The sequence below is a fragment of the Gemella haemolysans genome (assembly GCF_001553035.1).
Classification (GTDB): domain Bacteria; phylum Bacillota; class Bacilli; order Staphylococcales; family Gemellaceae; genus Gemella; species Gemella haemolysans_B.
In genome coordinates this window covers 40,656-53,153 of sequence record NZ_KQ959925.1, presented here as the reverse complement: position 1 = coordinate 53,153, position 12,498 = coordinate 40,656, and the positions used below count along the sequence as shown (strand labels likewise).

Sequence of the window (12,498 nt, the reverse complement as noted above, 5' to 3'; positions counted from 1 at the left end):
TTTCCATGCCCCGGATTTAGTATACAACCTTTAAATCACTCTTTTTTAATAATTATTTTTTGAATACAAATTCGTATGCTAAGTCAATATCTTTGAATGAAATCATTACTGTTTCATAACCAAGAGGTTTAAATAGTTCATTAACAGCAGTAGCAACTTTTTCGCAAACTTCAACAGGGCGGTGAACCCATCCGATTTCTAGGTTTGCTCTGCTAATTTCTTCTCCATCAAGAATAGCAATACTTTCAATTAAATCTAATGTAAAAGCTTCACGTGGTCTTTCGATTATTTCAGCAATAGTATCGAAAAGTTCAGCACTAACTTTTTTTAAATCTTCTTTTTTAAATCCTCTAGCAACTATACGTGGCATAATAGACCTCCATTATTTGAATTCGTTTTCCTTAATTATAACATAATATATATTATTTTTGTTAGAAAAAGTTTAGAACGAGAGAATTTTAAAGTATATAGAATTAAATTTTTATTTATAATAAATAGTAATGACTTCTACTATATCTGTAATTTAAAGAAAATATTGTGTTTTTTAGATGGTTTGTAGAAAGCGAAAAGTAATTTATTGATTATTTTACTTACAAATATTATCATTTATTAGAATAATATGGTATGATAGAAAGTAGGAAAAAAATATTAAAATAAATACTAAGGAGAAATTTTTATTAAACTTTTATATAAGAAATACTTTTCATTAATAATATTAATTTTAGTTTGCCTAGTGATATTTTTATTTTCTAGTCAACCAGGTGAGGAATCATCAAAGATTTCTAATGATTTAATCATAAGAAAATTAGGCCACTTTAGTGAATATATGACCTTAGGTTTTTTCTCTTTTTGTTATTTATCTAATTTTTTCATAGGAAATAACAAGAAAAAAGATTTAAAAAAAACTGTTATATTAAGTTTTTTATTTTCTGTTATCTATGCCTCTACTGATGAATTTCATCAAACTTTTGTGGTAGGAAGAGATGGAAATATTGTTGATGTATTAATAGATAGTAGTGGATCTTTAGTAGGGATATTACTTTCTAGTATTTTATATTTTCTTGTAATGAAAAAATAGCAAAAAATATTGTGGTTTTTAGTTGTATTTTTTTTAGAAAAGTTATAAAATAATTATTTAGATAAATAAAATTAAATTAAAGGAGGAGTTATTGATGATTAAAGCGCTTATTGTAGAAGATGACAAATTATTAGCTGCATCATTGAAAGCTGCAATTTCAGAAAAATTTGATGCTGATGTTTGTTATAATGGATTAGATGGACAAAAACTTGTAAATGAGAACGTGTATGATTTTGTTATAGCTGATAGTATTTTACCAGGAATGGGCGGAATAGATTTACTAGATTACATTCGTGAAGAAAAAGAACTTAAAACACCAGTAATTGTAATAACTATAGCTGAATCAACAGAAGAAAAGGCTAGAGTTATGAAGCATAGAGTAACAGAATATCTACCACGTGTAGCGGATGCTTCTCTTTTATTGACAACAATGTCAAACTTACTTCAACGTGAAAGTAATTTGAAAGGTGAGAATGAGATTACTTATAAAGATTTAGTATTAGATCTTAAAAATGAACTGGTATCTTCAAATGGAGGAACATTAGACACTATTAAAGGAAAATACCTTGAATTATTATCATTCTTTGTAATCAATAATAATATCGTACTGGAAAAAGAAGAAATCTTCGATCGTGTATGGGGTGTTGATTCAGAAACAACTATTAATGCTATTGAGGTTTATATTTCTGGATTAAGAAAAGAATTAAGAAAAATTGGTTACGATAAAAATCTAAGAACGGTTCGTGGTGTTGGATACACATTTGAGTAGGTAGAGTATGGAATTTAATTATCCGATAGATTATACATTATATAATACTGATGAGATAACCATTATTATTAAATTTTTAGATTTAATTGAAGAATGTTATTTGACAGGGGTGGAACTTACAGAGTTTAAATCTGCATATAAAGCATTTAAAAGTGTAGTTCGAGCTAAGTCTGAGGAAAATACGTTATATCGTGAATTTAAAGAAATTACTGGATATGATGGTTATCAAGCAGTAAAAGAAATGAAAAATGAAAAACCAAAAATTAAGCTGTAATGCTTAGTTTTTGGTTTTTTCATTAATTTCAAGAAATCCGAAATGAAACTTAGTGTTTTTTCTAACGATTCTAGTGAAATTATATTTTTCAAATATATTGTCTTTAAAGTGAGCTTTAATAATTATTTTATCTTTTCCGACGCGACTAGCTTCTTTTATGAATTCTTCGTATGGGAAACTTTTATCAGCTAACGTAGTAATCCCTGATAGATTTTCAGATTCTTTAATATTATGTGAGAACATTGGATCAAAGTATACTATATCAAATGAATTATCAGGTGTTCTCTTTAAATAATCTATACAATCGTAGTTATAAGTTATGATCTTTCTCATCGCTTTGTTTATTTCCTCGCTAGGAGATATGTAATTTTTAAGTCCATTGCTCGTAATTAGATGTATAATCTTATTCTTTTCAATAGAAGTAACATTATGTCCGTAATAACTTAATAAAATACTGTCACCTGCAAGCCCCATTGTACAATCTAGAACATTTTTCTTTTCTTTACCTGTTATTTCAACTAAAGGTTCATTGTCTGAATTTTTTATTTTTAATGCAGTCGTGTCCAAATGGAAGAAAAATTCTGAATCATTTTCGAAGTAACTTAGTTTATTTTTATAAACGACTATTACACCTTTTGCCGTTTCTAGTAACTGTTTGATAGTAGTTTTATTCCTTTTGACATATTCCAAATTTAATTCATCGGCTAGTTTTTGTGCCGAGTCATTTAATTCTAAGGTTGTTTTTACACTAGTTGTTACAATTATTTTTTTCATTTATTATTAAAGTTTTCTCCTCTGTAATAATAATATCTACATTTTTATCGTACTGATCGACTGGAACTTTTTCTTGGAGAAGCTTATCATATGATAAACCTATACTTGTTTTATATTTGTTTTTTGCAAAATATTTATCATAGTAGCCTTTCCCATAACCAAGTCGATAGCCATTCTTATCGAAAACAATAGAAGGAGTGATTACTAGGTCAATATTCCCGTTAAAATACTCGCAACTTGTTGGTTCGAGTACCCCGAAATGGCCTTCAGTTAATTCCTTCAGAGACGTTATATGTACAAGATTCATAGTATTATTGTCAATTTTTGGAACAAAAATTTGCTTTTTATTTATCCACTTTTTTATAAAAGGTATAGTTGCTATTTCACTACCAAAGCCAACATAGATAAACACCTTTCCAGCTAATTTGAATAATTCGTTATTCTCAATTATTGAAAAAATTTTAGTAGATGCATAGTCTCGATACGCTTCAGATAGCTTGTTTCTCTCAATAATAAACTTTTTTCTAAGTTCTTTTTTCATAGTAGATTCACCTCAATTTATATTATATCATAAAATTAAATACAATTTTAATTTGATTGCAGTATACGGGACATCTGAGGTTATGTAAATGAGAAAAAGTATATTTTATGTGTAATAAAAATTTTTAGTCTTTATTATTTCTAAAAGCTAATATAAAAACAAATATGGATTTTAATAATAAATATATTTATGATGGAAGTGTATTTATTATGTATTAATTTTTAGAATTTTTATAATAATGTATGTACAAGTATAATCAAAATTTTAAGAAAATATAATTAAATGTAAAATCAATGAATATTGATACAAAAGGATTTCAAATTTCCACAATACTAGGGGATTTATAGAAATAAAAAAATCTTAAATTATGATTTGAGATATGTAAAGAAAGAAAGTAGTAAAATAAAAAATAATTATTCATTATTTAATGGAAATAATAGTATAAATATGATATAATATAAAAGAAAATTTATGAGAAAGGAATCTTCTACAAATAATGACAAATTCAGAAAAAAATAAAGATATATTAAGCACTGATGAATTAGGAAAAAATAGTAAAAAATCAGATGATTACTTAAGTTTATTAGAAAAGATTAGAAAACAAGTAGACATAGAAAATTCTTCTACTTACACTAGAAAACCGCATGATGAACAAGCAAATCTTGAAGAAACAGTTGTGATGCCCACTGTAAGTGAAGAAGTAGATGTTTATGCAGAAACAGTTGTACTAGATAGAAATGAGTTAGTTCATGCGATAGAAAGTGAACAAGCAAAAGAAATGAAAAAAGAAGAAGTGAAAGAAAGCTCCACTGTACTTGAAGTTTTAGGGTTAAAGAAACGTATAGGACTTAAAACAATTGTTGAGGATATCACTTTTGATATGCATGAAGGTGAAATTATAGGATTATTAGGTCCGAATGGAAGTGGTAAGACAACTATAATGAGAATGATGGTAGGATTAACTAAAGCGTCAAAAGGTGATGTTTATTGTTTTGAAAAACCTTTAGGTATAGGTAAGACTGCTATGCTTAAAGAAGTTGGAGCGATGATTGAAACACCTGAATTTTATAACTATATGTCAGGATGGGCGAACTTAAAACAAATTGCTCGTGTTTGTGGTAAAAAAGTAACAAGAGCGCGTATGAAAGAATTGGTTGAATTTGTTGGTCTAAGCAAAGTAATTAGAAAAAAAGTTAAAACTTATTCTCTAGGAATGCGCCAACGTTTAGGATTGGCTCAAGCATTGCTTAATGATCCTAAAGTTTTAATTCTTGATGAACCTGTAAATGGTTTAGATCCACAAGGAGTTCAAGATTTCCGTAACAAACTTAAAGAAATCGCAGCGACAGGAGTATCGATTTTAATTTCATCACATTTACTAGATGAAATCGAAAAAGTTTGTGATAGAGTTATCGTAATCGAAAAAGGTAAAATTATTGCAGATGATAAACTAGAAAATCTTGTAGCAGATGAAATTATTAAAACATTAGTAAAAACACACGATGTAGAAAAAACGGAAAGATTAATAAGAGAACTAGGTATTAAATATGAATTAACTAAAGATGGATTTGTATTTGAAAATCTTAATCGTGAGGAAAAATCTCGTATTATTTCATATTTAGTTACTAATAATGTTGAGTTAGATACAATTCGTGAGTTACATACATCATTAGAGGATCGATTCCTACAAATTACAGGAGGGGAGAGAAAATAATGAAATTATTAATAAATGAATTTATAAAAGACTATAAAAAGAAAACTACGTGGCTATACTTCTTACTATCATTTGGGATTGTTTTACTAAATAGTTACTTTACAAAAAAACAGTTTGAAGATGGGATAGATGCTGTGAAAGTCTTAAGCGGAATAACAGTAGTTTCAGGTGCACTTGCTATGGTGTTCTCACTAATTATGTTAGCTAATAATTTATCTCAAGAATATTCAAAAGGAACTATTAAGTTTTTATATACAAGACCTAAATCGCGTTCTGCAATATTAACTGCAAAAATAGTTTTAGCGTTTATCAACTACATTATTTTCTTAGTAGTAGGAACAGTATTTGACTTTTTAACAAAATATTATGTATTTTTTGATAGAAAAGTAGGTTTAAATCACTTGAATGATACTATTGAAGAAGGGTATTTTGGTAGAACAGTTGCTAAACAATTAATTATTACGAATTTAGCAGACTTAGCGGTGTTTATATTCTTTGTAGCTATGGTAGTACTAGTTTGTGTAGTATTTAAAACACAAATTCTATCGTTGGTATTAGTTATGTTATCACTTTTAGGAACTGGATTAATTCAATCTTTAACAATATTTGCAGTTTCAAAATTCTCATGGGCGAAATATCACATGTTTGATGTACCATTATTTAGCTCATATTATGCAAGTGAAGCAGGACGTAACACTGTAAAAGAATTCTTTAAGTTTGATAATGCAAATGCATTAATTATTATGCTTGTAGCGTATAGTGTTGTATTCTTTACAATTTCATATATTGTAAATGCACGACGCGATATTACAATCGATTAAAATATTAAATTGTTAGGAGGTAGGTAAGATGAGAAGTTCATTTAAAAAAATTGAGAGAATTAAGGATATTTTAGATTTAAATGGAGACGTATTGACTTTTAAATACATTGACGAAGAAATATATTTTAATCTAGGAGAAGAACAATTAAGTAGTATTTTTAGTAGATTTATTAAGAGGAATTTACCAAAAATTAAAGAAGGATTACATGAAGGCAAATTAGTAAAATGTCAAAGTGGATTGGGAATTTCTTGTTTATTCATACCGAGTGAAAATGAAGAAGAGTTTTACTTAATCACTCCATTTTTAGAGTATTTAATACCAACAAAATTATTTCAAGAATCACTAACTAAGTATGGTGCAAGTATTAGTGAATTAATTCGTGATGTATATTTTTCATTACCAATCACGCCAAGAAAAAAATTCAATTATTTAATAGAATTATTGGTTGAAGATGAGAATGTTGATTTCTTAAATGCAATTATTTTAATTGAAGATTCAAGTGTTAAAAATGTGAGAAGATCATCTTCTAGAAAAAATACATACTTAAACGGAATTTTAGAGAGTGAAGTCAAATTCAAACATGAAATTTTAGAAGCGGTAGTAGATGGAAATATTTCTCGAGTGAATATGCTATTTGATCTCCGTCATAGAAATCATGGAGTAGAAGAAAATCATATTGAGCAAGGTATCAATGTTCGTCGTAGAAAATCATATAATATGAACGATTTATTACGTTATGCTTTAGAACAACATAATGAAGATTACCTAGGAATTGAAGAACTATGGGTTAAGATTAAAAATAAACTTGATAACTACGATTTATCAGAAGATGTTATAAGAAGTTATTGCTTACTTGTAGATAGAAATAAATATAAAGATAAGCAAGCTGTAGTGCGTAACTGTATAGCATATATTAATGATCGTATTTCAGAGAAAATCAGCTTAGATAACGTAAGTGATTACTTAGGTGTTAACAAGAGTTATCTATCTTCGATTTTTAATAAAGACATGGGGATTAGTATCGTAGATTATATTCACGATAAACGTATTTCTAATGCTTGTTATCTATTAGCGAATACTGATTTTTCTATCTCAGAAGTAGCTGATTATATTGGATACTTTGATACAAGTTACTTCATTAGAATATTCAAAACTCTAGTGAAAATGACACCTCTTAAATATAGAGAGTCATTATCGAAAAGATAATAATAAAGAGATTGTTGGCTAATAAATTAGTCAATAATCTTTTTTTGTTTTTCTAGTAGTTTAATTTATTGACTTTAATATATTTGTATTTTGCTATTTGCATTAGAATAATTGTGGTATAATATAATCATTCTTAAAATAAGTTAATCATAGGAGATTGTAAATGATTTTTGCATTAGATGTTGGAAATACGAATATTGTACTTGGAGTATTTGGAAGTGATTATAAGATGCTGCATTCTTGGCGCATTGCGACAGATAATACTAAAACTGAAGATGAACTTTATGTTATTATTCGAAATTTCTTCATTGATAAAGGGATAAAGTTTGAAGATTTTGATGGAGTAGTTATCTCAAGTGTAGTGCCTAAGATGATGTTTGCTCTAGAACTATTGAGTAAAAAATATTTTGAAAAAGAACCGGTTATAGTTTCAGCAGAAATTAACACAGGGATAAAAGTACCAGAACCTTATAGTAGTAAACTTGGAGCGGATCGAGTCGTTGATATCGTAGGAGCGAAAGTTAGTTCATACTTACCTGCAATTGTTGTAGATTTTGGAACAGCAACGACATTTGATTGTGTAGATGAAGATATGAATTACCATGGAGGAATTATTTGCCCAGGAATGAATATTAGTGCAGAAGCATTGTATGCAAGAGCTGCTAAGTTACCAAGAGTAGAATTTGAAGCTGTGAGCACTTCATTAGGTTTAGATACAACTAGCCAGATGCAAGCGGGATTATTCTATGGCTTCTTAGGACAATTTGAAAATATTATTAAGCATCTGAAGCAAGATTTAGGTAAAGATTACAAAGTAGTATTAACAGGCGGTTTATCTAAATTTATAGCTAAATATAGTGATGTAGTTGATATAGTTGATGAAGAATTAACACTAAAAGGTATTATTGAATTATATAAAATGAATAAAGAAAAATAATAATTATTAATACTTTCCATATACTAAGGATTTACCACTCTATTTTTGGGGGAATCCTTTATATCGAGTGTAGAAAAAAACTAAGATATTATTATGTTTTGAAAAAGGAGATAAGTTGGAATGAAAATTACTGTTTTTTGTGGAGCTAATAATGGTAGAAATGAAGCATATAAAGAAAATGCTATAGAACTGGGTAAATGGATTGCTGACAATAACTACACTCTAGTTTATGGTGGAGGTAGAGTAGGTCTAATGGGTATTATAGCTGATACTGTATTAGAAAATAATAGTGAAGTTATCGGTATAATGCCTCAATTTTTAGTAGATAGAGAAATTAGTCACACTGGTATTACTGAGTTTATTATTGTCGACGACATGTCTGTAAGGAAGGAAAAGCTTGTTAATTTAGGAGATGTATTTGTCGCTTTACCGGGAGGTCCAGGAACATTAGAAGAAATTTCACAGGTAATTTCATGGGTTCGAGTAGGTAAAAAAGATGCACCATGTATTTTAATGAATGTTGATGGATACTATGATTTTCTAGAACAATATTTTGATAAGATGGTTGAAGAAGGATTTTTAACTAAAGAAAATAGAGAAAGAACGTTATTTACTGATAGTGTAGCTGAGATGAATGAGTTTATCACAAATTATAATAATAAATAAGAGAAGGCGTAGTTATTTTATCGTTAATTGTTATTAAAATAAATAGACAATAATAAAAATTAAATGTATAATAGAAAATCGTAAGAAATTTTTAGAAGTATGAGAATTTGAAAGGAATTAATTTTAATGAAAGATTATTTAATTAGAGGGTTAGCCTTTAATGATGAAATTAGATTTTTTGTAACAAAAACTACAGATTTAGTAGAAGAAATTAGACAAAGACACGATGCGTATCCAACGGCGATTGCAGCAGTAGGACGTACTGCTACGGTTACTACTATGATGGGAGCTATGCTTAAGAGTGGAGATAGAATTGATGTAGCTGTACGAGGAGATGGACCTGTAGGGACTATATATGCTTCATCAAATGAACTAGGAGAAACTACAGCATATGCGAAAAATATGCAAGTTCATATTCCAAGTAATGCACAAGGGAAACTTGATGTAAAAGGAGTAGTAGGTGGTGGTAATATCACAGTAGTGCGTGATTTAGGATTAAACGAGAAGTATACTACTACATCACCAATTGTATCTGGAGAAATCGCTGAAGACTTCACATATTACTTCGCAGCTAGTGAACAAGTACCTTCAGCAGTCTCTTTAGGGGTATTAGTAGAAACTGACAATTCTGTAATAGCTGCAGGTGGATTTATTCTACAAGTACTTCCGAATGCTACTAACGATACTATAACTAAAATAGAACAAGCGATAAGTAACATTAAACCAATTTCTACGCTTATTCATGAAGGAAAAACTCCAGAAGAAATTGCGAATATTATCTTTGGCGGAGAAGAAAACTACCGTATCTTACATAAGAATGACGTTGAGTTCAAATGTACATGTTCTAAAGAACGCTATGCTGACGCTTTAGTAACATTAGGCAAAGAAGAGTTGGAAGATATCGCTAAGCAAGAGACAACAGAATTAGTTTGTGCATTTTGTAAAGAAAAATATCATTTCTCTCAAAAAGAAATAACTGACTTATTAGAAAATTTAAAATAATATTATGAATAAAGAGCCTTAATGAATAACATTTCATTAGGCTCTTGAATTTTCAATGAAAGTTTGGTATCATAAGTAAAATTACTCAAAGTTTATATAGGAGGAGTTATGGAATTACTAAGAGAAATGGTTATTACCGATGGTAAAGTTTATGATAATAATGTCCTTAAAGTTGATTCATTTTTAAACCATCAAATCGATGCTGGTTTAATGATGAAGATGGCAGAGTCTTTTTACGAGTATTTTAAAAAAGAGAAGATAACGAAGATTTTGACAATTGAGGCAAGTGGTATTGCACCGGCAATTATGGTTGCTAATTTATTTAAAGTACCGATGGTGTTTGCTAAAAAGAGTAAGCCATCTACTTTGAAAAATAGTGATGTGTATACTGCCGAGGTTCATAGCTATACTAAAAATATAACTAATACTATAGTAGTTTCTGAAAAATTCATTAATAAAGATGATAAAGTTCTTATAGTCGATGATTTCCTTGCTAATGGGCAAGCTACATTAGGGCTTATGGAAATAGTGAAACAAGCTGGTGCCAAAACTATAGGTGTAGGTATCCTAGTTGAGAAAAGTTTCCAAGATGGTAGAAAATTATTAGATGAAAGAAATGTGAATGTATGTTCTTTATGTAGAATAGCTTCTCTTGAAAATAACGAAGTTAAATTTAATATATCAGATGACGAAAAATAAGAAAGGATTTTAATAAAATGTGGGAAAATAAATTTCAAAAAGAAGGTTTAACATTTGATGATGTACTTTTAGTACCAGCAAAAAGTGATATCTTACCTAAGAAGGTTGATTTAAAAGTTAGTTTAACGGAGAAAATCAAATTATCAGTACCTGTTATTTCTGCTGCAATGGATACAGTAACAGAACACAAAATGGCGATCGCAATGGCACGTGAAGGTGGTTTAGGTGTAATTCACAAAAATATGAGTATTGAAGAACAAGCTGAGCAAGTAAAAAAAGTTAAACGTTCAGAAAGTGGAGTAATAACTGATCCTTTCTTCCTTACACCAGATAGCTTAGTATATGAAGCAGAAGAGTTAATGCAACAATACAGAATTTCAGGTGTACCTATTGTAAACAATGAAAAAGATATGAAAGTAGTCGGAATCATCACTAACCGTGATATGAGATTCTTAACTGATTTTGATATTAAAATTAGTGAAGTAATGACTAAAGAGCACCTTATTACTGCTCCAGAGAAAACTACTTTAGAAGAGGCTAGTGAAATCTTACGTAGCCACAAAATTGAGAAGTTAATCTTAACTAATGAAGAAGGAAAATTAACAGGATTAATTACAATTAAAGATATTGAAAAATTAGCTAAATACCCTAACTCAGCAAAAGATGCAAAAGGACGTCTTTTAGTTGCAGCGTCTGTAGGGATTACAAATGATACGGTTGAACGTGTTGATGCTTTGGTATCTGCAGGGGTAGATGCTATCGTAGTAGATACTGCTCACGGACATTCTAAAGGGGTATTAGATGCAGTTAAAACATTAAGAACTAACTATCCAGACTTAGATATTATTGCGGGTAACGTTGCAACTGGAGAAGCTGCTCGTGATTTATTCGAAGCGGGAGCAGATGTTGTTAAAGTTGGTATTGGACCTGGATCAATCTGTACTACTCGTGTAGTTGCAGGGGTAGGTGTACCACAAATAACTGCTATCTATGATTGTGCAACAGTAGCTCGTGAATTAGGAAAAACAATCATAGCTGACGGTGGAATTAAATATACTGGTGACATAGTAAAAGCTATCGCAGCTGGAGGACATGCTGTAATGTTAGGATCTATGCTTGCAGGTTGTGAAGAATCACCAGGTGAACTAGAAATCTTCCAAGGTAGAACATTTAAAGCGTACCGTGGAATGGGATCAATTTCTGCAATGGAAAAAGGATCTAAAGACCGTTACTTCCAAGAAGATGGTAAAAAATTAGTTCCAGAAGGAATTGAAGGACGTACACCTTATAAAGGTGCTGTTTCTGAAACAATTTACCAAATCATCGGTGGATTACGTGCAGGTATGGGTTACACAGGTTCACGTGATTTACGTGCACTTCGTGAAAATTCACAATTTGTTCGTATGACAGGTGCAGGATTAATCGAATCTCACCCACATGATGTTCAAATTACAAAAGAAAGTCCAAACTACTCTAAATAATAATATGAATAATAAAGAAGGTAGGAGCTTTAATTTCAAGTTCCTACCTTTGTTTATTTACTAAATTTGTTTAGTTAAATCTATCATTTCAAGAAGACCTTGGGCACAATCGCTACCTTTGTTTCCTGCTTTTGATCCCGCTCTTTCAATAGCTTGATCGATATCTTCAGTAGTTATTACTCCAAACATAACAGGAATATCACTATTAAGACTAATATGACCAACACCTTTTGCAACCTCATTGCAAACTAGGTCATAGTGACTAGTACTTCCACGAATAACACTTCCTAATGTAATAACACCATCGTATTTATTTGTAGCTACTAATTTTTTAGTGATAAATGGAATTTCAAAAGCTCCTGGAACCCAGTAAACATCGATATTTTCTTCTTTTACTTCGTTTCTAATAAGAGTGTCTTTAGCTCCTCCTAACAATTTTGACGTAATAAATTCGTTAAAACGAGCTACTACGATTGCTACTTTAATATCTTTACCTATAAATTTTCCTTCAAATGTTGTCATAATAATATTCTCC

Annotated in this window: 15 protein-coding genes; 11 read left to right on the top strand and 4 right to left on the bottom strand. The window is 29.6% G+C overall.

The features are described 5' to 3' along the window. Positions 1–52 precede the first annotated feature (52 nt). Entirely contained in the window at positions 53–370 is a 318-nt protein-coding gene (locus HMPREF3186_RS01485; protein ID WP_060913601.1) for a DUF1904 family protein, read from the bottom strand. Between the two features lie 300 nt (positions 371–670). Between HMPREF3186_RS01485 and HMPREF3186_RS01480 the strand changes: the two genes are divergently transcribed. From HMPREF3186_RS01480 to HMPREF3186_RS01470, 3 genes are all read left to right on the top strand, one after another. Further along, positions 671–1,078, top strand: a complete 408-nt coding sequence (locus tag HMPREF3186_RS01480) for a VanZ family protein (protein ID WP_331709131.1) — start codon at positions 671–673, stop codon at positions 1,076–1,078. Between the two features lie 94 nt (positions 1,079–1,172). Beyond that, positions 1,173–1,847, top strand: a complete 675-nt coding sequence (locus tag HMPREF3186_RS01475; RefSeq protein ID WP_060913599.1) for a response regulator transcription factor — start codon at positions 1,173–1,175, stop codon at positions 1,845–1,847. A gap of 7 nt (positions 1,848–1,854) precedes the next feature. Then, positions 1,855–2,121 (top strand): UPF0223 family protein, encoded by a 267-nt coding sequence (locus HMPREF3186_RS01470; RefSeq protein WP_060913598.1) that lies wholly within the window; start codon positions 1,855–1,857, stop codon positions 2,119–2,121. Between the two features lie 3 nt (positions 2,122–2,124). Here the strand turns inward: HMPREF3186_RS01470 and HMPREF3186_RS01465 are convergent, their stop codons facing one another. Both HMPREF3186_RS01465 and HMPREF3186_RS01460 read right to left on the bottom strand, forming a co-directional pair. Beyond that, positions 2,125–2,895, bottom strand: coding sequence for a class I SAM-dependent methyltransferase (locus tag HMPREF3186_RS01465; RefSeq protein WP_060913597.1), 771 nt, complete (start codon positions 2,893–2,895; stop codon positions 2,125–2,127). After that, the gene (locus HMPREF3186_RS01460) at positions 2,870–3,436 is read right to left on the bottom strand and encodes a 5-formyltetrahydrofolate cyclo-ligase (RefSeq protein WP_060913596.1); all 567 of its coding nucleotides are present in this window, start codon (positions 3,434–3,436) and stop codon (positions 2,870–2,872) included. Before HMPREF3186_RS01460 ends, HMPREF3186_RS01465 begins: the two co-directional genes overlap by 26 nt. 496 nt (positions 3,437–3,932) lie before the next feature. Here HMPREF3186_RS01460 and HMPREF3186_RS01455 point away from each other — a divergent pair, with 496 nt between their 5' ends. From HMPREF3186_RS01455 to guaB, 8 genes are all read left to right on the top strand, one after another. Further along, positions 3,933–5,150 (top strand): ABC transporter ATP-binding protein, encoded by a 1,218-nt coding sequence (locus tag HMPREF3186_RS01455; protein ID WP_060913595.1) that lies wholly within the window; start codon positions 3,933–3,935, stop codon positions 5,148–5,150. After that, positions 5,150–5,971 (top strand): ABC transporter permease, encoded by an 822-nt coding sequence (locus HMPREF3186_RS01450; protein ID WP_060913594.1) that lies wholly within the window; start codon positions 5,150–5,152, stop codon positions 5,969–5,971. The genes HMPREF3186_RS01455 and HMPREF3186_RS01450 overlap by 1 nt, the downstream gene beginning before the upstream one ends. Positions 5,972–5,999: 28 nt before the next feature. Next, positions 6,000–7,178: a helix-turn-helix transcriptional regulator gene (locus tag HMPREF3186_RS01445; protein WP_060913593.1), complete on the top strand. Its 1,179-nt coding sequence runs from the start codon at positions 6,000–6,002 to the stop codon at positions 7,176–7,178. A 163-nt stretch (positions 7,179–7,341) separates the two neighbouring features. Further along, positions 7,342–8,115, top strand: a complete 774-nt coding sequence (locus tag HMPREF3186_RS01440) for a type III pantothenate kinase (RefSeq protein ID WP_060913592.1) — start codon at positions 7,342–7,344, stop codon at positions 8,113–8,115. A 120-nt stretch (positions 8,116–8,235) separates the two neighbouring features. After that, positions 8,236–8,781: an LOG family protein gene (locus tag HMPREF3186_RS01435; RefSeq protein ID WP_060913591.1), complete on the top strand. Its 546-nt coding sequence runs from the start codon at positions 8,236–8,238 to the stop codon at positions 8,779–8,781. Between the two features lie 126 nt (positions 8,782–8,907). Then, positions 8,908–9,783 (top strand): Hsp33 family molecular chaperone HslO, encoded by an 876-nt coding sequence (gene hslO, locus HMPREF3186_RS01430; RefSeq protein ID WP_060913590.1) that lies wholly within the window; start codon positions 8,908–8,910, stop codon positions 9,781–9,783. 108 nt (positions 9,784–9,891) lie between these two features. Beyond that, the gene (locus HMPREF3186_RS01425; RefSeq protein WP_060913589.1) at positions 9,892–10,482 is read left to right on the top strand and encodes a xanthine phosphoribosyltransferase; all 591 of its coding nucleotides are present in this window, start codon (positions 9,892–9,894) and stop codon (positions 10,480–10,482) included. Positions 10,483–10,499: 17 nt separating this feature from the next. After that, positions 10,500–11,963 carry an IMP dehydrogenase gene (gene guaB / locus HMPREF3186_RS01420; RefSeq protein ID WP_060913588.1) on the top strand — a complete coding sequence of 488 codons (1,464 nt, stop codon included), beginning with the start codon at positions 10,500–10,502 and terminating at the stop codon, positions 11,961–11,963. A gap of 60 nt (positions 11,964–12,023) precedes the next feature. Here guaB and ribE read toward each other — a convergent pair whose 3' ends face one another. After that, entirely contained in the window at positions 12,024–12,485 is a 462-nt protein-coding gene (gene ribE / locus HMPREF3186_RS01415; protein WP_004263049.1) for a 6,7-dimethyl-8-ribityllumazine synthase, read from the bottom strand. Between the last annotated feature and the right edge of the window lie 13 nt (positions 12,486–12,498).